The sequence below is a fragment of the Mycolicibacterium arenosum genome (assembly GCF_024320865.1).
Lineage (GTDB): Bacteria > Actinomycetota > Actinomycetes > Mycobacteriales > Mycobacteriaceae > Mycobacterium > Mycobacterium arenosum.
On the sequence record NZ_JANDBD010000003.1, the window covers coordinates 627344 to 651550 of the forward strand.

Sequence of the window (24207 nt, forward strand, 5' to 3'; positions counted from 1 at the left end):
GAAGTCCGCTCGCACCACGGTGTACAGGCACAAACGTCATTGAGTACCCATCGCGACGCGGATCTGCTGGGCGCGTTGGCGAGCAAGGTGTTGGGGGTCGAGGTCGCCGACGTCGATCTGCACCCAGGCGATACCTCCGGTGAATCGGTTCTTCCCGGCCGGGTACTCCTGCGACACCGGAGAGCCGGGATCGGCACCGACGGTACAGGTCTCACTGGCCGAAAATGCAGCGGGCACAGTGCGTTCGACGTGCCCTGCGCCGACTGCCGCACCATCGACGAACAGAGTGACGGTACCGCCGAGGCCGACACCGCCGCCGTCGTAGCCGAATTCGATGCGCACCTCCCGATCCCCGGCCGCCAGTACATCGGCGCTGCGCACGACGGTGTACTTCAGCGTCAGGAAGTTGTAGCAGAACGTCAACCTGCCCTCGTGCACGTACAACGACCAGCCGCCGGTGTGTCCGCCGAGCGCGATGATCACCCCGTCCGCACCGGCGTCGGGCACCGTGATGGGGGCGGTGATCGCGAATGATCGGTTCTTTGTGTTGACGGTGGTCGCCTCGGCGAAGCTCATTCCCGGATACATCCGCTGGCTGGTGCCGATGGCCAGTTCAGGTCGGCCCGCCGCGTCGGGCATGCCGCGAATGGCGGCGCGGTCGTCGATGGGGATGACGTTGTACTTGACTGCTTCGATCAGCCAGAGGCGCTGCAACTCGGCCAGTTTGTCGGGGTGTGCGGCGGCCAAGTCGTGGGCCTGGCTCCAATCGGAGCTGGTGTCGTAGAGCTCCCAGCGGTCCTCGTCGAAGGCAGGCAACTCGACATCCCCGGTCTCCCAGGGAGTCCGGTGTTTGGTTACCGCGGTCCAGCCCTTGTGGTAGACGCCTCGGTTGCCCAGCATTTCGAAGTACTGGACGTCGTGACGCTCGTCGACATCGGGCTCATCGAACGTGTACACCAGGCTTGTGCCCTCGAATGGGCGCTGCTGCACGCCGTTAACCGCGGTGGGTTCCGGTAGCCCTGCCGCCTCCAGGACAGTGGCGGCGATGTCGTTGACATGACCGAACTGGTGTCGGATGCCGGACTGCGTGATCCGGGCCGGCCAGTGGATCACCATCGGATTGCGGGTGCCCCCGAAGTGGGACGCCACCTGCTTGGTCCACTGGAACGGCGTGTTCAGCGCGTGCGCCCACGACGCCGCGTAGTGGTTCGCCGTGCCGGGCAGACCCAGGCGATCCTTGGCGGCGATCAGCATTTCCGGTGTCTCGAGTTCGGGCATGCCGTTGAGTGTGATCATCTCGTTGAGCGAACCCTGAAGCGTCCCTTCGGCGCTCGCGCCGTTGTCGCCCCAGATCAGGACGATCAGCGTGTCGTCGAGCAGACCCTGCTCCTCGATCTCGTCAACGACCCGCCCGATGTGGAAGTCGGTCTGCTCCATGAAGCCGGCGTACACCTCGGCCTGGCGGATCAGCACCGGCTTGAGAGCGTCGTCCATCTCGTCCCACGCCGGCAGACCCTCGCTGCGCGCGGTCAGGTCGGTGCCCGCCGGAATCGTGCCGAGGTCGATCTGCCGGGCGAGGATCCGTTCACGCAGCTTGTCCCAGCCCTCGTCGAATACGCCGCGATAGCGGTCGGCCCACTCGGGCGGCACGTGGTGCGGTGCGTGAGTCGCGCCCGGCGCGTAGTACATGAAGAACGGTCGGTCCGGGGTCAGCGCAGCGCGCCGACGCAGGTAGGCGATCGCCTTGTCGGCCATCTCCTCGTTGAGCGTGTAGCCCTGTTCGGGGGTGCCGGACGGCTCCACCGGGGTGGTGTTCTCGTACAGCGACGGATAGTACTGGTCGGTCTCGCCGCCGATGAAGCCGAAGAAGTACTCGAAACCGCCTCCGGGCGTGGGCCAGTGGTCGAACGGACCCATCGGACTGGTCTCCCACACCGGAACTTCGTGACACTTGCCGATCTGGGCGGTGGCATACCCGTTGAGTTTCAGGATCTCGGGCAGCGCCGCGCACGTGTTGGGCCGTGCGGACGTCATTCCCGGTGCCGAGGTGGCGATCTCGGTGATGGCCCCCATGTTCACCGAGTGATGGTTACGGCCCGAAAGTAGCGCCGCCCGGGTCGGAGAGCACAGTGCGGTGGTGTGAAACTTCGTGTAGCGCAGGCCGTTTCCAGCCAGTCGCTCTAAAGTGGGGGTGCTACAGGGTCCACCGAACGCACTCGACGCGCCGTAGCCGGCGTCGTCGATCATCACCAGCAGGATGTTGGGCGCGTCGGCGGGTGGCCGCAGCGGTTCGATCGGCGCGAAGTGGGAGTTAGGGTCCTTGGCGTCATACGGGGTGTAGCCCGGCCGGACGATGTCGGGAATGGGGAGGACGTGGCGTGAGCCGTTCGGCACGGGTGACTTCCTTTCAGCGGTCATCGCTCACGATGCCAGACTCTTCGTTAAAGGCGGGCGGAAACGAACGCCGCCGGTCGCGTTTCAGTCGTCAGGGAGCCTGACGACTTGGTCAAACAATCAGCAGCCGGTTGTCCGGCCACCGACGCGGTGATCTGCTTCTCGAATCCCATCAACTCATCCCACCCCGCGCCATGGCCAATGTTGTACAGCACCATTGACGTCGATCGCCTGGCGCGCCGATGCGTCACCGCGCTCGAGGAACGCTACGGCGGCAGCGGGTCGATCTCCGCCGACTCACCCGTGTCACCGGACTCGGCGCAATCTCGACCGGCCCACCGCCGACCCGCTACTTGTCGAGCATCTCCTGCATCGTCATCGCGCCCCGGTGGTGCTCAATCATCTGGGTCAGAAAGAGCCGACCGGCCTCAGCGCCCTGCGCGTTCTGAAGCGCAGTCATGTCGCCCGTGCCTGCGCCGGGCATCTGATGGCCGGGCATGTCGTGTCCCTGCATGTCAGCGCCACCGGGTGCGGGAGTGGCGGACGCGCCGCAGTCCTGAAGCCACCGCTGCATCAGCTCGATCGCTGCAGCCGTCTCGGTCTTCGCGCACGAAGAGTGACGGCACCCACCATCGTCTTTCCGTCAAGTGCTGGCCAGCAGCATGAGCTTGTCGGCGGTGTCGGTGCCGGGTAGGGCGTGGTAGAGCTGCAAGTGTTGGCCGTCGGAGTCGGGAATGGGGAATCGGTTGCGGCGCAGGTGTAGTTCACCGACCAGGGGGTGGTGCAGGTGGCTGGCGCCTGCTCGGCGGTAGCCGACATCGGCTTTCACCCAAAGCATGTGGAAGCGCGGGCTGCTGGCGCATAGTTCGTCGACGATGACGTCGAGCCGGGGGTCTGTGGCTTGGCCGCCGGCGACCTGTCGGAGTCCGGCGACTACGCCCGCGGTGGCGTCGTCCCAGTCGGCATGGAGTTGGCGCTCGGCGGGGTCCAGGAACAGTTGTCGGAGCAGGTTGTGGCCCGGCGCGAAGTTCGGCGAAAGTGCGCGTGCGAGTCGGTTCGACGCTAGGCAGTCCAGACACCTACCGGCGACGAAGGCGGGCACGGCCAGTTGGTCGATGAGCGTGAGAACCTCGTCCGAGACGTGTTCGATGCCGGAATAGGTGGGGCGGTCGTCACGGGCCAGTTGGTGCAGGTGAGCGTTGGATGCGGCATCCATGCGGAGCGCCCGCGCCAGCGCGTCGAGGATCTGCGGTGACGGATGCGCGTTGCGGCCCTGCTCGATGCGCAAGTAGTAATCGGCGCTGATACCGGCCAGCGCGGCCAGTTCTTCACGGCGCAACCCCTCGACGCGCCGGCGTGGACCGGGCACCAGTCCGACGTCTTCTGGCCGCACCTGGCCGCGGCGCAGCCTGAGGTACTCGCCGAGCGCGTTACCGCTGGTCATTACCTCATCGTAGCCAAGGGTGGGTCTGCCAGTACCCGGGATGACCGGGGCCTACCCAGATCGTTGCGGGGCCGCTGAGACTTGTTGGTGAGCGCACCGATCGGGGAGCGCAGCCAACGAACGGGGTTCTCGCCATGACTGTTTCGGTCGCCGATCTCGTGCAGGTCATCGCGCACGAACGGGAGGGACGCGATCGCGGGTGGTGGGATCAAATGGCCGGTTCCTATCACGTGGAGTCCCGGGTGCGGTCGATGTGGTTCACCGGGACCGGCCAGGAGTTCGCCACCGCGTCGCGCGGGATGGCGGCGCGAGGGGACCACGCCCGACACCGGTTATCGGTTCCCAGCGTTCACCTCCGCGGGGAGCGTGCGGTGGTGACGATGCCGATGGCGATCGAGCTTCGCATCGAACTGCACGGCGTCGAGGCTGACCTCATCAGCTACGCCCGCGGCGTCTATCGGATGGAGCGCCGCGAGGGCCGCTTCCGAATCTGCGACCTGTCGACGATCTACGAGCGCGACACGCTCACTCCGGTAGAGCCCGGCGATGCCATTGCCATCGACCGAACGCGGTGGGCGACGTTGCCGGCCAGCTATCGGATGTTGGCCTACTACTTCGGTATCCGGGGTTACGACGTCGATCCGGATATGCCCGGTGACGACCGACCCGAGTCGGCCGGCGCCCTGATCGCCGAAGCCTTCGACTGGCTCACGAGCTGAGACCGAGAGGACATCATGCGCACCATCACCCTTGAAGAGCACTTCGTATCGCAGGCCTTCCTCGAACTGGCCGGAGTGGACCTCGGGCCCCAACAGGCGGTCGACATGTCCGCAGCGACGGTGACCGACCTGGGCGAGCGACGGTTGGCCGACATGGATGCCGCTGGCATCGACATGCAGATCCTGAGCCACGTGCTGCCGACCTTCGACCCGATTCCCGTCGATCGCCAACTCGCCATCGCATCACGTGCCAATGACCAGGTCGCCGAAGCGGTTTCGGCACATCCCGACCGGTTCGCAGCATTCGCCGCACTACCCATGGGCGATACCCCCGCCGCATTACGAGAGTTGGATCGCGCGGTCAGCGAGTTGGGCTTCAAGGGTGTGCTGGTCAACGGCCGCGAGGACGGCCGCTTTCTCGACGACCCGGTCCTCTTCCCCATCCTGGAACGGGCTGCGGCGCTGCATGTCCCACTCTATCTGCATCCAGGGCTGCCGACGGAGTCCATCCGCCGCGAATACTATTCCAACCTTCCCCCCGAGGTCGCCTACGCCCTGGCCGCGCCGGCGTGGGGCTGGCACGCCGAAACCGGCCTGCACCTGTTGCGGCTGATCGCCACCGGCACCTTCGACCGCCTCCCGAACCTGCAGATCGTCATCGGTCACATGGGCGAGATGCTCCCCTTCATGCTCGACAGGGTAGATGCCTACCTCACCCCACCAGCACGCAAGAACGGCCTGCAGCGAAGCGTCGCCGAAACATTCAGCAGCAACGTCTGGGTCACCACGAGCGGGATGTTCAGCGCCGGACCGTTACTGCTGTTGATCGACGTCATCGGGATCGACCGCGTGCTGTTCTCCGTCGACTATCCGTTCTGCGCGACCACACAGGGCCGGGACTTCCTCGATGCGATGCCGCTGCGCACCGCCGACAAGGCCAAGATCAGCCACCGCAACGCCCAGAAGCTGCTCGACATTCCGCCCGCACCGGGCAACAACCACACCACATAGAAGGAGACCCACTATGACGACAACCCTGATCACCGGCGCGAACAAGGGCCTGGGCTATGAGACCGCCCGCCAACTGATCGCAGCCGGCCACACCGTCTACCTCGGCTGCCGCGATGAGCAGCGGGGTCAATCGGCCGCCGACCAGCTCGGCGCACGACTGGTCCATCTCGACGTCACCGACGGCGCGTCTGTTTCTGCTGCAGTCCGATTCATCGATGAGCGGGGTGGCCTAGACGTCCTGGTCAACAATGCCGGTGTCGAAGGTCGGGGCGAGCACAATTCGATCATCGACGCCGCCTCGGCCACCGCCGAGACGGTGCGAGCGGTATTCGACACCAATGTCTTCGGCGTCGTCCGCGTCACCCACGAGTTCCTACCGTTACTCCAACGGTCGTCGGCTCCAGTGATGGTCAACGTCAGTAGTAGCCTCGGATCGTTCAACCTCGCGGGCTCACCCGACAGCCCCACCTATCTCTACCCAGGCGTCGCCTACCCGGCATCCAAGGCGGCACTCAACATGATCACCATCCAGCTCGCCAAGCAGTTCCCCACCATGCGGATCAATGCCGTCGAGCCCGGTTACACCGACACCGACCTCAACGGTCACACCGGTACTCAAACAGTGCAGGAAGGCGCACGCATCATCGTCGAGATGGCTCAAACAGCACCGGACGGACCGACCGGCGGCTACTACTCCACCCACGGTCCAATCCCCTGGTGATGCCCCGAGCGCCCACACGCTCCGAATAGTGAAGCAACCCAGACGAACTGTTGACGGATTACCGATATGGGAGCGGCCCAATGACCACGTCATTGATAACCGGGGCCAACAAGGGCCTCGGCTACGAGACCGCCCGCCAGTTGACTGCGGCGGGCCACACCGTGTATCGGCGCCCGAGACCCCAACCGGGGCCGTGAAGCCGCCATGCGGATCGGGGCACGCTTCGTCGAGCTCGATGTCACCAGTGACGATTCGGTGTCGGCGGCGGCGACGGCCATCGAGGCCGACGGCGGACTGGACGTCTTGATCAACAACGCGGGCATCGCCGAGCGGACCCCGACGGGCAGCTATGTGCCCACGCCGACGAGACCGCCGATTCGCTGCGATCGACCTTCGAGACCAACGTCTTCGGTGTGGTGCGCGTCATCCGCGCATTCCTACCGCTGCTGGAGAAGTCGAGCGTCCCAGCCATCGTCAACGTCAGTAGCGCACTTTCGCTGACGCGCGAACTCATTCGCGGAGGCTCTCCGACAAACCTCTTCCCTGGGATCGGCTATCCCGCGTCCAAGGCCGCACTCAACGTGATCACCGTCCAATACGCCAAGGCGTTCCCTGGGATCCGGATCAACGCCGTAGGGCCAGGTTTCACCGCCACCGATCTCAATGGCAACACCGGCACTCAATCGGTTCGAGAAGGTGCGGAAGTCATCGTGCGCATGGCCCAGATCGGTCCACGAGGACCCAGCGGCGGATTCTTCGACCGCCGCGGCTCCATAGCGTGGTGAATGCGACGGCGTCCGCTGTGGCCTGAGCGTTTCGACGTCGCCTCACGGCGATGATGGGTCGGTTCGACTCACAAACTCACCACTCAACCGGCAGCGTGTGCAATCCGTACACCACGTGGTTCGCGCGGAACTGAACATCTTCGAATGGCACGGCCAACATGAGGTTCGGAAAGCGTTGCAGCAGAGCAGGAAAGGCAATACGCATCTCCATACGGGCCAGCGGGGCCCCTAGGCAGTGGTGCACACCGTGACCGAACGCGAGGTGACCGGGGGCTCCGCGACGCACGTCGAGCTGGTTGGGTTCGTCGATGAGGCGGCGTCACGATTGGCGGCGGGAAGGGCCGCCAGGATCTGTTCGCCTGCGGCAATGGTGTGCCCGGCGATCTGGACCTCGGTGGTGGTGGTGCGCACCATTGGAGTCGGGACCACCGACAGCCAGCGCAGCAGTTCCTCCACGGCGGCCCCGACGTTGCCGGGTTCGTCACGCATGATGGCCAACTGTTCGGGGTGGCGCAGGAGCGCGAGGGTGCCCAGCGCGAGCATGTTGGCCGTTGTCTCGTGCCCGGCCACAAGCAACAACGAGGCGATGCCGGTCAGCTCGGCAGTGCTGAGTTCGGCCCCGTGCTCGCGCACCAGCATTCCGAGGATGTCCTCTCCGGGATCATTCTGTGCTGATTCGACCAACCGGCGCATGTAGGTGTGGTCTTCGCGAAAGACGTCGGTCTGCTGCTCGATGGACAGCGAGCCGTCGACCATGCGACGGGAGCGGGCTTGGAACTCGTCCCGGTCGGCATACGGCACGCCCAGCAGCTCGCAGATCACCAGCGACGGCATCGGCAGGGCGAACGTCTCGACCAGGTCGGCGGGGCTGCCACCCCGCTCGAGATCGTCGAGGGCCGTCTCGACGATCTCGACGATCCGGGGTTCCAGCCGGCGCATCCGGCGCATCGTGAACTCCGGTGTCAGCAATCGACGCAGACGGGTGTGTTCGGGTGGGTCGGCTTCGAGCAGCTGCCCGGCCCGCAGTTCGGCTGCTTCGTCATCGGTGAGGTCGGCGTACTCGGTTTGCGTGATGCGGAATCGGGTGTTGTCGGAGAGGACGTCCCGCACGTCCTGATGGCGGCTCACCGCGTAGCCGGTGTGGCCCGGCGTGAACGGCATCGTGATGTGTACGACGCCCGAGTCATCACGATCAGTCGTGATCTCTCGTAGCGGATGGAACGTGTCGCGTTGCATGTACGGCGATACCGTTGTGGAACAGGTCATTTCGTGCTCCCTTCGTTGTGCCCATCGCAGAACTGTCGTGTGGCCGACACGATGGATCGTCAACCGTTCGGTGGAATCACCCGCCAGGCGACCACGCCGGCGATCACCAGCAGCACCGCGGTGATCAGCGACGTCGTGTGCATGGCTTCGGTGAACGCGACGCGACCCGCAGTGAGTAGCGGCTCACTCGGCGCGGCCGGGGTCTGCGCTGCCGCGGTCAGGGCCGACGGTAGCGACTCGCGCAGTGCCGTTGCGAGCGGGCCATCGGTGGCCTGTGTGGGCAGCTGCACCGCCGCGCGGTACACCGCTGTGTGCAGCGAGCCCAGCAGCGCGATACCGAGTGCAGCACCCAACTCGTAGGCGGTTTCGGAAACCGCCGACGCCGCGCCGGCCCGGTCGGGGGGCACGGAGGAGAGCACCGCGTCGGTGTGGTCAATGTCAGCGCCAGGCCGACTCCGAAACCGACGGCGGCCAAAACCGTTGAGAGCACAGTGAAGTCCGCGTTACCCGTGGCGGCGGCGACCGCACCCACTCCACCGGCGGCGACCAGCAGGCCGACGCCGATCGCTCGGCCCCGCCCCAGGCGGAAGGCAATCGCCCCGACGAGGAACGTCGTCACGACGCTGGCAAGCGACAGCGGCGACTGCCACAGACCCGCATCCCCGGGGCTCAGACCGCGAACCATTTGGAAGTACTGCGACAGCAGGAACACCAGCCCGCTCAACGCCAGCATCGACAACAGGTTGGCACCCACTGCACCGGCGAACACCGGCCGACGGAACAGGGTGATGTCGAGCAACGGCGTGCTTGTGCGTCGCTGCCGGTGGACGAAGAGGGCCGCAGCAGCCGAGCCCACAAGCAGAGCGCCCACCGCGGTGACGTCGACGCCTTCGGCGGCACGCTTCACCGCGAACACCGGCGCAATGACCGCCACGACCGATAGAGCAGCGCTCAGGAGGTCGAACGCACCGGGCTGTGAGTTCCGCGACTCCGGGAGCAGGACGGGACCGACGACCAGGAGCACCGCCATGACGGGCAGGTTGATCAGGAAAACCGACCCACACCAGAAGTGCTCCAACAGCACGCCCCCGACCAGTGGACCGACGGCGGCACCGACGGTGGCCGCCGCCGCCCAGATCGCGATCGCGGTGGTGCGCTGACGACCGTCGTGGAACAGGTTCCTGATGAGCGACAGGGTCGATGGCATCAACGTTGCTCCGGCGACCCCGAGCAGCACTCGGGCGGCGATCAGCCAGCCGGCGGTCGGCGCGAACGCGGCGAGCAGTGACGCGACACCGAACACGGCAGCGCCCACAATTAGCAGCCGCTTTCGTCCAACTCGGTCTCCGACGTTGCCCATCGTGACCAGCGGACCGGCGAGGGCAAAGGAGTGCACGTCGGCGATCCACAACAGTTGTGTCGGGGACGGGGCAAGGTCGGCTGACAGCGACGGGACGGCAAGGGATAACACAGTGCTGTCGATTCTGAGCAGTAGCACCGCGAGCACCAAGACGGACAACCCCGACCACTCGCGACGTCCTGCGTTGACACTCCCACAAGCATTCCGCTCCGGCCGCATGCAAATAACGTACCGTCTAGACGGTACGTTAGGCTCCTAGTTGCACCGCGAGATGAATCGCAACCCATTGCCTGGAGGGACCCATGGCCGCCCTGCAACGCGACGCCGCCCGGACGAGACGGGCGTTACTCGACTCTGCTGGGCGCGCCTTGATCGTGCACGGCCCCGGCGTCAGCCTTGATGCGGTCGCGCGCGAAGCAGATGTCTCCAAAGGCGTTCTGCTGCAACACTTTCGCACTCGCGGCGAGCTTCTCCTGGCGGTAGCCGAAGACTGGATCGAGCGTTTCGACGCGACTGTTCAACGCCACCTTGACCCGAATGACGGAGAGCCGGGACGGTGGTGCCGAGCCCACATCCGCGCCGCGTTCGACCCCGCGATGTCCGGTGGACCGTGGCTGCACGCCGCCGTCCAGGCCGCCCTGCTGGCGACGCCCGGCTTCCTGCAGCAGGCGCGGGCTAGCGCCGAGCGGTGGCAGCGGGAGATGGAGAGCGACGGGCTGCACCCGGATCGGGTCACGCTGATAGCCCGCGCTCTTGATGGCGACGCGATGAACGACCTCTTCGCCGGGGTCCAGGACAACGCACGTCGCGCCACGCTGTGCGAGCTACTCCTGTCGCTGACCGATGACCCCGGCCCCTTAGTCAGCCGTTGATGAGGCACCTACTGAACGACCGTGGGAATGGTCGTGGCCGCGAGTCCAACCCACCTGCCGGTGGGAGCGGAAATGCCGGGTTCGCCACTGCAGCAACGGCGCAGCTCGCTGGATCGTCGTCCGACTCGGCGCAACGTCGACCGGCGCACCGCTGACCGGCTACTTGTCCAGCAGCTTCTGCATCGTGTCGATCTCAGCCTGCTGAGAGGACACGATGTTCCGCGCCATCTCGACCGCGCCCGAGAACTGACCGCCGTCGATCTCCTGCTGGGCCATCACGATCGCGCCCCGGTGGTGCGCAATCATCTGGGTCAGAAACAGCCGGCCGGCCTCAGCGCCCTGCGCGTTCTGCAGCGCAGCCATGTCGGCCTGCGACATCATGCCGTGGCCACCACCGCCCATCGGCATGTCGCCCATGCCGGCACCGGGCATCTGATGGCCGGGCATGTCGTGTCCCGGCATGTCGGCGCCCCCCGGTGCGGGCGTCGCGGACGCTCCCCAGTCCTGAAGCCACCGTTGCATCAACTCGATCTCCGGACCCTGGGCGTTCTTGATCTCATCGGCGAGGGACACCACCGCGGGGTCCACGCCCTGCTTGTCGAGAATCATGTCGCTCATCTCGATCGCCTGCTGGTGATGGGGAATCATGTTCTGGGCGAACGACACATCGGCGTCATTGTGAGTGGCAGCACTCGACGGCGCCGACGCCGTCGTCGACGCGCTACTCGCGGACGGTTGAGCCTCCGTTCCGGCATTCGAACACGCACCGACGAACAGGGTCGACGCGGCCAACGCCGCGAGCCCCACACCACATCGCTTGTGCTGCAACGCACATCCCCTCTCGTACTCCATCGATCGATCAGCGGGCGTCATCGCCGCCTCCGACCAGCATCACCAACCCGTGTATGGCGAGGTTCGTGTTCCGATGAAGATTCGATGAAGACGCCTCCGCCCTCGCGGGCGCGTGCCATCGGTCACTGCGCTCCGCAGCGGGTCAGGCGTGGCACCGGCATGACGATGTCTCAGTTGAAACGGGTTCCGGCTGGACCATGTCGGTTTCGGGCCGCCAATCGAAAGGGAAGTGCTTGCTGGACCCGCCGCGGTACTCGTGCGACCACTCGAAGCCGAGAGCGTGATCGCGCTCGACGACGCCCCAGGTGGCGACCTGTCCGGGCCCAACCTCCGCGCCGGGGGCGTTGACTGTGGTGACGCGTCGGCTCGGATCAGACGTGGGACCGGTCAACGCCGCGACCCGCACATCCACCTTGGTTGGGATCTCGGCGCGCCAGTAGGCCAGATCGTCTGCGGCTTCGAAGGTGATCGGCGCGTACTCGATGCCGCGCAAGTCCTCGATCAGGCTGGCGAATTCAGCCGGCCAGCCGCCCACCTCACCGGTGAAGATGCGTTCCAGTGCCTCGCGCTGGGCGGGATCGGCCTTCGCGTCGATGTAGAACATCAGCTTCATCATCGCGCTGGGATCACCAACCCACATGTTGCCGGTGAACTCCCCGAGCGAGACCACGTTCAGGCCGGCCAGATTCACCTCGCCGAAGTGACCTTCACGGACATGCCAGACGAGGGTGAACAGGCAGTCGCCGTGGGTGGGTGCCTGAGCAAAGCTGCACGGGCAGGGCAGTTTGCAACTGCACACGTCGAACCAGTCACCGCGCAGACGCCAGTCGGTCACCGTAGAACTCATTGCCATCATTTCGTCCTCTCCCATATACCCCCTAGGGGTATCTCGACAGGGCCACGTTAACGCGTGCGGCCCTGTCGCGCAAGTACCCCTGGGGGGTATAGTTTTCACATGGATGCATCGGATCGCCCCGGTCGTGTCGAAGCGCGCGCTGGCAGAGAACACGTCCACTGACGCTCTCTTGGGGGTTGAGACTGCTCGCCGCGGCGCTGACCGCGGTAGGCCTGCTGGCCTCGGGCGCGTGCACGTCGGCGAGTTCACCCCCGGCGTCAACGCCACAGAGCCAGACGGCCAGCGCCGCCCGACTCGTGGACCCCGCCGGGTTCGCCGCAGCGATCGCCGAGCCCGGTCGGGTGACGGTGAACGTCCATGTGCCCTTCGAGGGCGACATCGCCGGCACGGATCTGTCGATCCCCTTCGACCAGATCACCAGTCAGGCCGGTCGCCTTCCGGCCGACCGCGATACCGGGTTGGCAATCTACTGCCGCTCTGGGCCGATGTGTACCGCCGCGGCTCAAACACTCCGGGACCTCGGCTACACCGAGGTCGTCGAACTGCGTGGGGGCATGCGCGCGTGGAAAGCCGATGGCCGGCCGCTGCTTACGGGGTAGCGATAGCGGCGTTGACGGGCACCTGCGGTGTCAGCCGTCCGGAGCGGTCGAGTCGATACAGGGCGGCGGCTGCTAGTACGCCGATGCAGCTCAACACGATCCACGTCAGCTCGGGTGCACCAGCGTCGGCGGCCTTCTGCATGAGTGGTGCCGTGGCGACGTTGCCGACGAGGATGCCGACTCCGACGATCGTGTTGTAGAACCCGTAGTGCGTACCGACGAGCCGGCCACCGGCCAGCGAAACGACCGTGTCCATCTCGAACGGAAACACCGCGGCCGACCCGATCGCCAGCATCGCGGCGCCCACCAGAAGCGCGATCACCGCTGCGATCCGGCCCGCACGGTCGTCGTCCGGCAGCGCGGCCATGGGTGTGAATGACACCGCGAGGATCAGCATGCCGATCACCAGCGAGCGTCCCGGGCACCACCGCTTGGCGAACCATCGCGTGATCTTGAGCTGGCCGGCGACACCAACCAGCCCGGAGATGACGAATACTCCTGCGACGACCGCAGATTCGGCCTGCGGCACCAGGAGCTGCGCGTATCCCGCTGTGTGCGCTCGACGACACGTGTTGGCGAGCAACGAAACCCGCGCTCCCCGCCGTCATCTTCCAACGTGTTCTACTGACATTTCGGTGCTGCTCACCTGATCAGCAACCGAAACCACCAAGCCGCCGACCATGAATGCGGTGATGGCGGCGACGAGCGCACCGGTGCTGAAGGCGGGGATGAAACGCCGCACCCCCGTGGGGGCGGTACCGCCGTGATGATACTCGTGCATCAGTGCATGACCTCTGCCTTTGCCCAGCAGATAGCGGTTAACCGGATATGCCGCGACGAAGGCTGCGCTGAGAGCGATCATCATGCCTATCCAGAACACCGGATTCACCAGACCCGCGTTCATGGCCCCTGGAATGACGGCCATCACCGCGTTGTCGACGATCTCCATCGTCAGGATCGACAGGGTGTCGGCAGCGAGCACCACGCTCAGCGCTGTGCCGAGCGCCACGCCGGCGCGTAACAGCGGCAGTGTCGACAGGGTGTAGCCGAACACGAAGGCCAGCCCCACGGCCAAGGCGATCGTGGCGATGTTGCTCAGGCCCAGGGCGGTGCCGATGATGAGTCCGGCGATCTCGCCGATGGCGCAGCCTGTCAGGCAGTGCAGCGTTGCGCTGAGAGCCATGGTGTCGACTTGTCCGCGCCGTTCGTGGTGAGCGTGGTTGTGAATGTGTGCCTGCGAGGTCATCTCGTGCTCCTGAGTGGTTGCGCGATGAGGGCGGTCTTCGTCATCCGTCATGTGCGTCAGCACCGCGCATCGACGTAGACAGTCGTGTACGTCCTAACGAACTGGCTGTCGTCACCCGCGTTTTCGAGCTCGGTGATCTCCCGGCCCGGCCGTACCGCCGTCACCTCGCATTTGTCGAGCGGTGCCGTGCCGGTTCTGTTGAGAATCACCCGGTAACCGTTGTTTTGCAGCGAATCGACGACGCGCTGTGCGGAACCAGGGCCCGATGGCGCAGCATCAGCCGATGGTGCAGGGCCCAACGCCAGTACGCCGAGTGCAGCGATCATCAGGGCCGCTGCGCGTGCGTTCATCATGAGTGTCATCTCCAAGTCCTAGCTTCCTTATCCACATACCCCCTGGGGGTATGTGCACAAGGTACCCCTAGGGGGTACCCATCGCAAGAGCGGCGCACCGCTAACCGGCTACTTGTCCAGCATCTTCTGCATCGTCTCGATCTCCGCCTGCTGAGAGGACACGATGTTCCGCGCCATCACGATCGCGCCCCGGTGGTGCGCAATCATCTGAGTCAGAAAGAGCCGGCCCGCCTCGGCGCCCTGCGCGTCCTGATGCGCAGTCATGTCGGCTTGCGACATCATGCTGTGGCCACCGCCGACCATCGGCATGTCTCCCATGCCCGCGCCGGGCATGTCGTGTCCCGGCATGCCGGCGCCACCCGGTGCGGGCGTCGCGGACGCTCCCCAGTCCTGAAGCCACCGTTGCATCAGCTCGATCTCCGGACCCTGGGCGTTCTTGATCTCGCCGGCGAGAGGGACGAGAATCATGTCGCTCATCTCGATCGCCTGCTGATGATGCGGAATCATCTTCTGCCCGAACGACACATCGGCGTCGTTGTGGGCGGCGGCACTCGACGGGGCCGACGCCGTCGTCGACGCGCTACTCGCGGACGGTTGAACCTTCGCTCCAGTATTCGAACACGCACCGACGAACAGGGTCGACGCGGCCAACGCCGCGAGCCCCACACCACATCGCTTGTGCTGCAACGCACATCCCCTCTCGTACTCCATCGATCGATCAGCGGGCGCCATCGCCGCCTCCGACCAGCATCACCAACCCGTGTGAGGCGAGTTTCGCGTTCCGATGAAGATTCGAGGAAGCGGCCGAGTCGGTAGAGTCTGAAACCATGGTGGCGAAACGAGGTGCCCGGCGATTGGCGCTCATGCTGGTCGTTCTGGTGGCGAGCACCGCCCTCGGGCCGCCCGCCGCCGCTGCTGACGAGCTCGGTGACTACCGTTGGGAACGTCGTCCACTCCTCGTGTTCGCGCCTACGGGCAGCGACCCGCGACTCGTCGACACGCTGGGCCGAGTCGAGGCGAGTCGATGCGACTTCCTCGATCGCGACATGGTTCTCGGCGTGGTGGTGACCGAGGGCAACAGCACAGTCGACGGTCGAGTGGTGAACGACCATGAGGCACAACGGCTTAGGACGCAGTACGGGATCGGTGACGACGCCTTCAGCGTGCTGTTGATCGGGAAGGACGGCGGCGAGAAACTGCGCGTCAACGACGTACCGGATCTTGAAGCCGTCTACGCCGTGATCGACGGTATGCCGATGCGCAGCCGTGAGATGAGCGAGGGACCGGGTCCGTGTTGATCTCAGTGCGTGGGCTGGTCGTCGTGTTCGCCTGGTTGGCACTTCTGGTCGTGTCATGCGGGACCGCCGGCGCCGACGAGCCCGACGTCGTCCTCGTCGACCTCGACGATGCCGCCACGGTTGCCACCTGGACAACGGTCAACGACCCCGTCATGGGCGGAAGGTCGACCTCGACGGTCACGTACGGCGACGGTGGCCTGGTGTTCTCCGGCACCATCTCGCTCGAGAACAACGGCGGGTTCGCCTCGGCCCGCGGTCCGCAGAACCCCGATATCGGGCGTAGGGCGACGGGCGCGACGTCGCTGCACGTGCGCGCTCTCGGCGACGGTAGGACCTACCTGCTGAAGGTGGGCTCCGCGGGACAGCCGTGGTCCTACATCCAGCGGTTCCCCACCGAGGCCGGCGTGCAGCGTAGCTACGAACTGCCCGTGGCGGACTTCGAGCCGGTCGGCATGCGCCTCGACCCCGCACCCGATGCCCCGCAGACTCTCGACCCTGCCAGCATCGACCAGGTGTCGGTCTACATTCTCGACAAGCAGCAAGGCCCCTTCGCGATCACCGTCAGCGGGATCGACGCCACCGTCTGACGACACCGGCGTCCCGTCAGCCGGCCGCCGTCTCCCGCACACCGAGCGGTGTGCGACCAGTCCACCGATTGAATGCGCGGTGGAAGGAGTTGGGGTCGTCGTAGCCGAGGAGGAAGGCGATCTCAGTGAGCGACAACGCGGATTGGGTCAGGTAGTGACGGGCCAGTCCTTCGCGCACCTCGGCCAGGAGTTCCTGGAAGGTGACTCCTTCGCCGCCGAGGCGCCGCTGCAACGTGCGCGTGCTGATGCCGAGGTGACTGGCCACGCCGAGCGTTGAGCCCGTGCCAGCGGGCAGCAGTTCGACCAGAGTCGCGCGGACCTTTGCGCCCAGCGTGGCGTCCCCGGCGAGGTCGTCGAGGCGGCGCCGCAGCTCGGGTTCGAAGAAGTCCCACATCCCGGCGTTCGCGGTCAGGAACGGCCGGGTCGCGTCGAGTCGGGAGAAACGGATGAGCGTCGTATCGCCGCGCTCCACCCTGGCGCACAGCCAGTCCTCGACTGCGGCCACGTTCCTCGGCATCTGCGGCAGCACGACACGCTGCGGAACGACCCTGGTGCGTGTCCCGATCCGGGCCAGGGCGACCCAGAAGGCGGCTTCGACAACGGGTAGGACAGCTGGCGGGGGATGCCCTGCCGGCCAGGTGATTTCGAGGTTCACTCCGTCGGCGTCGGGTGTCACGTACAGGCGCAGTGGACCCAGCAGCCGCTTGTGGACGGCGATTCGCTCGGACGCAACGTGCAGGTTGGCGCTGCACATCGCCGCGAAGATCGGGGGGTCGAAGACCTCGGGGCTGAGCTTGTCGGCGATGGCGACCGCAAGGTCTCGATCCCCGACGAGCTGGTCCAACGTCTCGAACACGGCGTAGTACTGCCGAGCAGGCAGCACCGCCTCCTCGCCGTTGAGCAGGTCGCCTGGCAGACCTGCTGCGTCGAGGAGGTCGGCCGGCCGGACGCCGAGGTCCGCGAGCAGCACCCGCACGAACGGGAGCGAAAGCCGATACGGCGCAACCAGAGTGCTCATGTCCCGACGGCGGCGCTGACGTCAACGCGCAGTCCGGTCTCCTTCTCGGCGACCTGCCACAGCGCGGCGATGGCGCCGTCGCTGCCCGGCCGGACGAGCGGCTTGCGGACGGGCGGGCCGTTGGTCACGAACAGCGGGCCGTAGAAGCCTCCGCCGGGGGCCTTCGGATCGACGGCCGCCCTCAGTTGGCTCAGTGCGCCCCGGTCGGTCGACATACCCGCCACCTTCACCCACTTCTCCGAGAACGCGCCCAGGAGTCCAGCGCTCCCGTGGGTCTGAGTGGTGGTCTGCAGATCGGAGTTCGTCAGCCCCGGCTGGGCGGAGAGCGCCTTGGCGTCCACGCCGGCCGCGTCGAACTGCGCTTGCAGACCTACCGCGAGGTGGCGCATGGCCAGTTTGGTCTGACCGTACATCCGCCACTCGTCGAAGTTCTGGCGCATGTGCGGGTCGGCGGGATCGATGGCGCGGCCGGCGTGCTGAGCGGTGCTCGAGAGGGTCACCACCCTCGCAGCAGGGGTCGCGACGACGATCGGCAGCAGATGTGAGATCAGCGCCCAGTGGCCGAGCACGTTGATGCCCATCTGGGTGTCGAAACCGTCCTCGGTGGTCCCCTGCGGCAAAGCCATCACACCGGCGTTGCACATGAGGATGTCGATGCGGTCGTGCGTGGCCGCGATCGCCGTGGCGGCGGCGGCGACCGAGGCGAGCGACCCGAGGTCGAGTTCCACGATTTCCAGCGATGCGTCCGGGTGGGCGGCGAGGATCTCCGCACGCGCGTCGGCGGCCTTGGCCTGGTTGCGGGCCGCCATCACCACGTGGGCGCCGTGTCCGGCGAGAGCCTTGGCCGACGCGAGTCCGAGCCCGCCGTTGGCTCCGGTGACCACGGCGACCTTGCCGCGTAGATCGGGGATGTTCTTGATTGACCAGCTCATGAAAGTTCCTCGGGTAGTCGACCGGGTGGCCGTGGGTTCTTTCGGCCAAACCTATGCCAGCCATGCCGTCAGGGCACTCGCAGATTGCGCCAATGCTCTTGCACCCTGCGCCACTGTTAGTCCGTGTGCGTCACGATGATGGCGAACACCTTTCGGACCGTCTCGTCGACGTTCCATTCGCCACGCCAGCCGTCCGGGAACCACCGCACGGCGCCTGGCCGGATCTCCCACGACCCATCCCCGTCGGTGATCCAACCGTGCCCGCTTACGAAGTGCATGAGTTCGCCAACACCGTCCTTGCTGGATTTCCACGAACCTGGTGTGCACTCCCACACTCCAAGCTTGCTGACGGAGTCCTCGTGAAGCATCAGCCCACGTTCATGCGGGTTCCCGGTGATCGCGTCGGCTTTGAGGCCCCAATCTTCCAGTTCCACGTCGGCTGCTAACACCGGGTCGATGGTCCTCATCGCTCATGCTCCAATCGCGGTGCTGGCTTTTGGCCATTCAATCACCTGATCTGCAGTCACATGCCGAGCTTCTACGCCTGTAGCACGAGTCTGAGATCGCAACTCCTACAGGCTGATACACGTTGCCGCGTCAGCCCACCGACCACAGCGCCAGGCTGAGCACGAAGGCGCTGAGGCCGAGCGTCGTCTCCAGCACAGTCCAGGTCTTCAGCGTCGTCTTGACGTCCATCCCGAAGAACCGGCTGACCAACCAGAAGCCCGAGTCGTTGACGTGGGAGAGCACGGTCGCGCCGGCGGCGATCGCGAGCACCAGCGACGTGAGTTGCAGATTGCTCAGGTCTGCGTCGGCCACCGTGGCGGCGATCAACCCGGCCGTCGTCGTCAACGCGACGGTGGCCGAGCCCTGCGCTACGCGGAGCACGGTGGAGATCAGGAACGCCTGCAGGATCAGCGAGAACCCCAGGTCCGACAGCGACCCGCTCAGGGCGTCGCCGATACCGCTGAGTCGCAGCACGCCACCGAACATGCCGCCGGAGCCGGTGATGAGGATGATCGCGCAGACCGGCCCGAGGGCCTTGTCGAGGATCGTGCTGACGTCGGCCATCGACCCCTCGCGCCGGCCCAGCACGAGGACGGCGACGATCACCGTGATGAGCAGGGCGACGCTGGTGTTCCCGAGCAGCGTCAGGAACTGCGCCCAGGCGGCATCCTCGCCGATCACGCCCGCGGTGATGAGCGTGTTGACGACGGTGTTGCAGGAGATCAGGACGAACGGCAGCAGGAGTACTCCCAGGACCGTGGCGAAGGACGGGGCGGTGCGCGGCTTGGTCGTGACCCGACTCGATCCGCCGCCCGTGGCGTCGGTGTCGTCATCCACATCGTCCGTGTCGCGGCCGTTGTTGAGTTCACCGAACAAGGCGGTGGGGACGTCGACGTACACGCGGCGGCCGATCACCTGCGACACCAGGTAGGCGCCGACGTACCACGACAGGAAGGCGACGGGCGCGCCGACGAGCAGGGTCAGACCGATGCTCGCGCCCAGCGCTTCGGCAGCGGCGACCGGACCCGGATGCGGCGGCACCAACGCGTGCATGGCGGCGAACGCGCCGGCGGCCGGGAGCCCGTACAACAGGAGCGAGCCGCCGAAGCGCCGTGCCACGGTCATGATGATCGGCAGGAAGACGACCAGACCGGCGTCGAAGAATATCGGGAAACCGAAGAACAGGGCGGCGATGCCAAGCGCCAACGGCGCCCGCTTCTCACCGAATCGACCTATGAGGGTGTCGGCGAGCACCTGCGCGCCACCGGTGACCTCCAGGAGTCGACCGATCATCACCCCGAAGCCGACCAGCAGGGCGACCGAGCCGAGCGTGTTGGAGAAACCGAACGACAGGGCGGCGGGGATGTCGCCCACGGGGATGCCGGCCGCGAGTGCCGTCAGCACGCTCACCAGAACCAGTGCGACGAAGGCGTGCAGCTTCACCTTCATGATCAGGAACAGCAGGACCGCGACCGCCGCCGCGGCGATCAGCAACAGGGTGACCGCCCCGTATGCCGGTTCAATTGCTTCCATAGTGCCTCCGAACTGTCATGGTCCGACCGGGGGGCCGACCGCATGGGATATTCACGGTTGCTCGCGTCCGGCGGCGTCCGAATCGCCTGGGGCGACGTAGCTTTGGACGATCGCATCGATGTCCTGATCGACGTTGATGACGACACCCCGTTCGTCGGCCTGCAGCGGCTCGAGGGTGTCGAACTGGGAGGCGAGCAGCGCGGCGGGCATGAAGTGGCCGGGCCGGCTGGCCTGGCGTCGACCGATGACCTCCTGTGAGCCCGCGAGGTGGAGGAACTCGACGTCCGCACGGTGCAGCCGGAGCTGGTCGCGATACTTGCGCTTGAGGGCCGAGCAACTCATCACGCCGCCGGCTTGACGCCCCGCGAGCCACTCGCCGATCGTTTCCAGCCATGGATAGCGGTCATCGTCGTTCAGCGGTTCACCGGCCGTCATCTTGGCGATGTTGGCGGCCGGATGGAAGTCGTCCGCGTCCGCGAACGGAACGCGTAGACGCTGAGCGAGTGCGGCGCCGACAGTCGATTTGCCCGACCCGGAAACTCCCATGACCACGATGGGTGACACCATCTGCTCCACCTACCCTGTTGTGCTTGACATCACACACCATGCCTAATTCAGCATACGATTGCAAGCCCCAGGCTAGAAGATATGCCTTTAGCTGCGAATATCCCGCTATGCCATGATGTGTCCATGACGGATCGGCCAAACGTCGGGGCTCGACACGGCAGTTTGCTCACCGCCCTGGGCGCGGCGATCGTGTCGGGCAAGTACTCGCCGGGCCAGGTGCTCACGCTCGACGGGGTGGGCGCTGATTACGATCTGTCCCGCAGCGTCGCCCGTGAGGCGATCCGCGTGCTCGAGTCGATGGGCATGGTCGAGTCGCGGCGGAGGGTCGGCCTCACTATTCAACCCGCGGAGAAGTGGAACGTCTTCGATCCCCAGCTCATTCGCTGGCGGCTCGAGTTCGGCGACCGCGCCTCCCTACTGACGTCATTATCGGAGTTGCGGAGGGGATTCGAGCCGGCTGCGGCGGCACTCGCCGCGCGGCGGGCCGACGCGCATCAGTGCCGCATCATGGCGGCTGCGGTATCGGACATGGTCGTGCACGGCCGTTCGGGCGATCTCGACGCTTACTTGTTGGCGGACAAGGTCTTTCACCGAGCGCTACTCGAGGCCAGCGGCAACGAGATGTTTCGCGCGTTGAATGCGGTCGTCGCCGAGGTGCTCACTGGCCGCACCCATCACGGCATGATGCCCGCGACGCCGAACCCCGCTGCGATCGCTCTACACGACGACGTCGCCCGCGCGATCAGGACCGGCGACGCAGCGGCGGCCGAGCACGCCATGCGCGCGATCATCGACGAGTCGGCTGCCGCGGTGGCGGAGGAACTGACGGCGTCCCAGCCTGATTGAGATTCAGCCAGATCGACGCGAGTACCTAGATCCCGTCGCCTACCCTCACTGCCGTTGGACTGAGGCCGCCTCCGCATTGCCGAGCGTGACCTTGGCGACCTGTGTGTCACCCGCGCCATCGAGGTAGGTCAGCGACACGGTGTCGCCCGGCGCCCGCGAGCGGATGGCTGCCACCAGCGCCTCGGGCCCGTCGATCAGCTGATCGTCGACTTTCGTCACCACGGCACCCGCTGGGAGCAGGGCCCTGGCCGCCGGACCACCCTCCAGGACATCGGCGATGGTGGCACCGGCGCTCGGTCGGTTGCCCAGCCGCACGCCGAGCGAGCCATGGCTCGCGCTGCCGGTGGACACCAGTTCGTCGGCGATGCGCTTGGCCTGATCGGAGGGGATGGCGAAGCCCAGTCCGATCGAACCGGCCTGTGCACCAGCGGAACTCGATCCACCCCCAAGGCTTGCGATGGCCGAGTTCACCCCGATCAGCTCGCCCCTCATATTGACCAGGGCGCCGCCGGAGTTGCCGGGGTTGATGGCGGCGTCGGTTTGCAGCGCGTCGATCACCGAAACCGCGCTGTCCGAACCGTCGCTTGCCGCAACCGGCCGATTGAGCGCGCTGATGATGCCGGACGTCACCGTGCCCTCCAGGCCCAGCGGAGACCCGATCGCGACGACCCGTTCTCCGACCCTGACGTCTTTCGACGACCCGATCGCGATCGGCGTCAGATCCGAAACACCCTCGGCGCGAACCACCGCGAGGTCACCCGTCGGATCGGTGCCCACCACCGAGAACGGCACCGATCGGCCATCGGAGAACCTGATCTTGGCGGTGACGTCTCCAGGCACCTCGGCGGCGGCTGCGACCACGTGATTGTTGGTCAGGATCAGACCGTCCTCGCTGAGGACGATGCCCGAGCCTTCGCCACCCCGGTCGCCCTGCGTGACCGATAGTTGCACAACGCTCGGCGCCACCTTGGCGGCCACCTCCTCCACCGAACCCATGGGACGGGTGGAGGGTTCGGTGACGGGCTGACTCGCCGCGTGGACGGCGCTGGCGGGCTGGCGCGTATCACCGACAGCCACCGCTGCGGTAGCGCCGATGGCGCCGCTCACTACGGCGAGCGCAGCGGCGGAGGCCACGAGAGAACCGCGGTGGGTGCGACGGGCGGGCGGGGAAGGCGGCAGTCCGTGGGCTGGTGGCGGGACGGGGCGGTAACCCGGTGGCGTCGTCATGAACTCCATCGTGCGACTCGTCCTGAGATCTCACTGAGAGCAGCTTCAGGGAAGTCGGTGAGCGCGTCCGCTCACAGCGAAACACCGTTCAGCTGCTCACCATTCACCGTGGGCGAACGACCGTGACAGTGCGCGTCCTCAACTCAACGGGGTGTCGACGATGGCGCCGAACACCGCCTCCAACAGCTCCACGAGTTGGTCGTCGTTGCGTCCGTTGAGAGCGCGAGTACCGACCACTCGACGCATGAGCAAGATCCCGCTGATCACCGCCAGGACAACGTCTTTACGGAGCTGTCGCCCCGGCGCGGGAAGTTGTCGGGCCAGACGTCGCCCGACGTGCCGCTCGATTGCGTCGCGCACGATCTCGGCGGATCGGGGATTCGACGCCGACCGCAGCATGATCAAGAACGGTGCGAGGTCGTCGGTGCCTGTCGCAGACCGAGCGACCAATGCCTCGGCGGCATCGCGCGCGACGGCCCGCGGGTTCTCGGCGATGAACAGTGGCGACGAGAAGGAGGTCTCGACCGCTTCGGCGAACAGGTGCTCCTTGGATCCGAAGTACCTGTTGACCAACATGGCGGTGACACCGGCATCGCCGGCGATCTCACGTACTCCTACCCCGTCGAATCCAGCGCGGGCGAAGTTCCGGATAGCCGAATGCAGGATCGCCTCGCGGGTGGCGGCGGCATTGCGCGATCGCGCGGGATCAGAGGGCACACCTCAGATTAGGGAATAGATCCGACTAAGTCTACTACTGTATACCTGACGTTGGTCTACGACTGTAGACAAGTCGTCATCACCGCCAACAAAGGAGTCATCATGACCGCACCGAGTGCTCGCGCTTGTCGGCTATCCGCCGGATAGCGACCCTGTCCGACTCGCCGACGTCTACCGGGATAGTGCCGACTTCGCGGAGGGCCACGCGGACTTCGACATGTCCCTGATCACGTCGGCGCAGACCGACACGCTCGAACCGACGCTCGAGACAGGGCCCAGCCGCTTTCACCGTGGCCGACGTCGAGCGACGTGAGCGACCAGCAGCGGTGAGGTCACCGGTGGACCCCTTGTTCGTCACCTGGGACTCAGCTAGCTAGCTACTTCGACCTGAAAAAGTCGTGGCGTGGCGGTGGCTGAGCGGGCGGTGATTTGACGCGATGATGGCCTCGAACCCTTGGGTAGAAGGGATCGAGGCCATCGTGCTCAGAACTGTAAAT

Annotated in this window: 27 protein-coding genes and 2 pseudogenes; 10 read left to right on the forward strand and 19 right to left on the reverse strand. The window is 66.0% G+C overall.

Annotation, left to right across the window (positions count from 1 at the left end; genetic code table 11):
• Positions 1–36 precede the first annotated feature (36 nt).
• From NM203_RS09975 to NM203_RS09985, 3 genes are all read right to left on the reverse strand, one after another.
• Complete coding sequence (locus NM203_RS09975; protein ID WP_408633325.1) at positions 37–2394, reverse strand: arylsulfatase; 2358 nt, start codon at positions 2392–2394, stop codon at positions 37–39.
• A 349-nt stretch (positions 2395–2743) separates the two neighbouring features.
• Positions 2744–2977: a DUF305 domain-containing protein gene (locus NM203_RS09980; RefSeq protein ID WP_408633327.1), complete on the reverse strand. Its 234-nt coding sequence runs from the start codon at positions 2975–2977 to the stop codon at positions 2744–2746.
• A 60-nt stretch (positions 2978–3037) separates the two neighbouring features.
• On the reverse strand, positions 3038–3838 hold the full coding sequence (locus tag NM203_RS09985; RefSeq protein WP_255059684.1) for a helix-turn-helix domain-containing protein: 801 nt from the start codon (positions 3836–3838) through the stop codon (positions 3038–3040).
• 134 nt (positions 3839–3972) lie between these two features.
• On the opposite strand from NM203_RS09985, the gene NM203_RS09990 reads away from it, so the two are divergent.
• The 5 genes from NM203_RS09990 (at position 3973) to NM203_RS10010 (ending at position 7074) form a co-directional block, all read left to right on the forward strand.
• Entirely contained in the window at positions 3973–4557 is a 585-nt protein-coding gene (locus NM203_RS09990) for a nuclear transport factor 2 family protein (RefSeq protein WP_255059685.1), read from the forward strand.
• 15 nt (positions 4558–4572) lie between these two features.
• Positions 4573–5568 carry an amidohydrolase family protein gene (locus tag NM203_RS09995; protein ID WP_255059686.1) on the forward strand — a complete coding sequence of 332 codons (996 nt, stop codon included), beginning with the start codon at positions 4573–4575 and terminating at the stop codon, positions 5566–5568.
• A gap of 13 nt (positions 5569–5581) precedes the next feature.
• A complete protein-coding gene (locus NM203_RS10000; protein WP_255059687.1) occupies positions 5582–6289 on the forward strand; it encodes an SDR family NAD(P)-dependent oxidoreductase in 708 nt (235 codons plus the stop codon).
• A gap of 204 nt (positions 6290–6493) precedes the next feature.
• Entirely contained in the window at positions 6494–6790 is a 297-nt protein-coding gene (locus NM203_RS33315) for an SDR family oxidoreductase (protein ID WP_255059688.1), read from the forward strand.
• A complete protein-coding gene (locus NM203_RS10010) occupies positions 6703–7074 on the forward strand; it encodes an SDR family NAD(P)-dependent oxidoreductase (RefSeq protein WP_255059689.1) in 372 nt (123 codons plus the stop codon). The genes NM203_RS33315 and NM203_RS10010 overlap by 88 nt, the downstream gene beginning before the upstream one ends.
• A 76-nt stretch (positions 7075–7150) precedes the next feature.
• Here the strand turns inward: NM203_RS10010 and NM203_RS10015 are convergent.
• The 3 genes and pseudogenes from NM203_RS10015 to NM203_RS10025 form a co-directional block, all read right to left on the reverse strand.
• Positions 7151–8340: pseudogene (locus tag NM203_RS10015) on the reverse strand (cytochrome P450).
• 59 nt (positions 8341–8399) lie between these two features.
• Positions 8400–8630, reverse strand: coding sequence for a hypothetical protein (locus NM203_RS10020; protein ID WP_255059690.1), 231 nt, complete (start codon positions 8628–8630; stop codon positions 8400–8402).
• Positions 8558–9919, reverse strand: coding sequence for an MFS transporter (locus NM203_RS10025; protein ID WP_255059691.1), 1362 nt, complete (start codon positions 9917–9919; stop codon positions 8558–8560). Before NM203_RS10025 ends, NM203_RS10020 begins: the two co-directional genes overlap by 73 nt.
• Positions 9920–10002: 83 nt before the next feature.
• Here NM203_RS10025 and NM203_RS10030 point away from each other — a divergent pair, with 83 nt between their 5' ends.
• A complete protein-coding gene (locus NM203_RS10030; RefSeq protein WP_255059692.1) occupies positions 10003–10572 on the forward strand; it encodes a TetR/AcrR family transcriptional regulator in 570 nt (189 codons plus the stop codon).
• A gap of 159 nt (positions 10573–10731) precedes the next feature.
• Here NM203_RS10030 and NM203_RS10035 read toward each other — a convergent pair whose 3' ends face one another.
• Positions 10732–11400 carry a DUF305 domain-containing protein gene (locus NM203_RS10035; RefSeq protein WP_255059750.1) on the reverse strand — a complete coding sequence of 223 codons (669 nt, stop codon included), beginning with the start codon at positions 11398–11400 and terminating at the stop codon, positions 10732–10734.
• 166 nt (positions 11401–11566) lie between these two features.
• A complete protein-coding gene (locus NM203_RS10040; RefSeq protein WP_255059693.1) occupies positions 11567–12271 on the reverse strand; it encodes a DUF1326 domain-containing protein in 705 nt (234 codons plus the stop codon).
• A 185-nt stretch (positions 12272–12456) separates the two neighbouring features.
• On the opposite strand from NM203_RS10040, the gene NM203_RS10045 reads away from it, so the two are divergent.
• Positions 12457–12879, forward strand: a complete 423-nt coding sequence (locus NM203_RS10045; protein WP_255059694.1) for a rhodanese-like domain-containing protein — start codon at positions 12457–12459, stop codon at positions 12877–12879.
• Here the strand turns inward: NM203_RS10045 and NM203_RS10050 are convergent.
• The 4 genes and pseudogenes from NM203_RS10050 to NM203_RS10065 form a co-directional block, all read right to left on the reverse strand.
• Positions 12869–13420, reverse strand: a pseudogene (locus tag NM203_RS10050) (MFS transporter); the annotation flags it as partial. The gene NM203_RS10045 and the pseudogene NM203_RS10050 overlap by 11 nt on opposite strands.
• A gap of 63 nt (positions 13421–13483) precedes the next feature.
• A complete protein-coding gene (locus tag NM203_RS10055) occupies positions 13484–14176 on the reverse strand; it encodes a DUF4396 domain-containing protein (protein ID WP_255059695.1) in 693 nt (230 codons plus the stop codon).
• A gap of 5 nt (positions 14177–14181) precedes the next feature.
• Entirely contained in the window at positions 14182–14487 is a 306-nt protein-coding gene (locus tag NM203_RS10060; RefSeq protein WP_255059696.1) for a hypothetical protein, read from the reverse strand.
• A 99-nt stretch (positions 14488–14586) separates the two neighbouring features.
• A complete protein-coding gene (locus tag NM203_RS10065) occupies positions 14587–15165 on the reverse strand; it encodes a DUF305 domain-containing protein (protein ID WP_255059751.1) in 579 nt (192 codons plus the stop codon).
• 140 nt (positions 15166–15305) lie between these two features.
• Here NM203_RS10065 and NM203_RS10070 point away from each other — a divergent pair, with 140 nt between their 5' ends.
• Positions 15306–15776 carry a DUF4174 domain-containing protein gene (locus NM203_RS10070; RefSeq protein ID WP_255059697.1) on the forward strand — a complete coding sequence of 157 codons (471 nt, stop codon included), beginning with the start codon at positions 15306–15308 and terminating at the stop codon, positions 15774–15776.
• Positions 15770–16363, forward strand: a complete 594-nt coding sequence (locus NM203_RS10075) for a CIA30 family protein (protein WP_255059698.1) — start codon at positions 15770–15772, stop codon at positions 16361–16363. The genes NM203_RS10070 and NM203_RS10075 overlap by 7 nt, the downstream gene beginning before the upstream one ends.
• 16 nt (positions 16364–16379) lie before the next feature.
• On the opposite strand, the gene NM203_RS10080 is transcribed toward NM203_RS10075, so the two are convergent.
• The 5 genes from NM203_RS10080 to NM203_RS10100 all read right to left on the reverse strand — a co-directional run bounded on the left by NM203_RS10080 (position 16380) and on the right by NM203_RS10100 (position 20920).
• On the reverse strand, positions 16380–17381 hold the full coding sequence (locus tag NM203_RS10080; protein WP_255059699.1) for an AraC family transcriptional regulator: 1002 nt from the start codon (positions 17379–17381) through the stop codon (positions 16380–16382).
• Complete coding sequence (locus tag NM203_RS10085) at positions 17378–18313, reverse strand: SDR family NAD(P)-dependent oxidoreductase (RefSeq protein WP_255059700.1); 936 nt, start codon at positions 18311–18313, stop codon at positions 17378–17380. Before NM203_RS10085 ends, NM203_RS10080 begins: the two co-directional genes overlap by 4 nt.
• Positions 18314–18429: 116 nt before the next feature.
• Positions 18430–18780, reverse strand: a complete 351-nt coding sequence (locus tag NM203_RS10090) for a cupin domain-containing protein (protein ID WP_255059701.1) — start codon at positions 18778–18780, stop codon at positions 18430–18432.
• Between the two features lie 130 nt (positions 18781–18910).
• Positions 18911–20353, reverse strand: a complete 1443-nt coding sequence (locus tag NM203_RS10095; RefSeq protein WP_255059702.1) for a GntP family permease — start codon at positions 20351–20353, stop codon at positions 18911–18913.
• Between the two features lie 51 nt (positions 20354–20404).
• Entirely contained in the window at positions 20405–20920 is a 516-nt protein-coding gene (locus NM203_RS10100; RefSeq protein WP_255059703.1) for a gluconokinase, read from the reverse strand.
• A 123-nt stretch (positions 20921–21043) separates the two neighbouring features.
• On the opposite strand from NM203_RS10100, the gene NM203_RS10105 reads away from it, so the two are divergent.
• Entirely contained in the window at positions 21044–21766 is a 723-nt protein-coding gene (locus NM203_RS10105; protein WP_255059704.1) for a FadR/GntR family transcriptional regulator, read from the forward strand.
• Between the two features lie 45 nt (positions 21767–21811).
• Here NM203_RS10105 and NM203_RS10110 read toward each other — a convergent pair whose 3' ends face one another.
• Both NM203_RS10110 and NM203_RS10115 read right to left on the reverse strand, forming a co-directional pair.
• Complete coding sequence (locus NM203_RS10110) at positions 21812–22993, reverse strand: S1C family serine protease (RefSeq protein ID WP_255059705.1); 1182 nt, start codon at positions 22991–22993, stop codon at positions 21812–21814.
• Between the two features lie 138 nt (positions 22994–23131).
• Positions 23132–23710, reverse strand: a complete 579-nt coding sequence (locus NM203_RS10115) for a TetR/AcrR family transcriptional regulator (RefSeq protein WP_255059706.1) — start codon at positions 23708–23710, stop codon at positions 23132–23134.
• Positions 23711–24207: the final 497 nt, after the last annotated feature.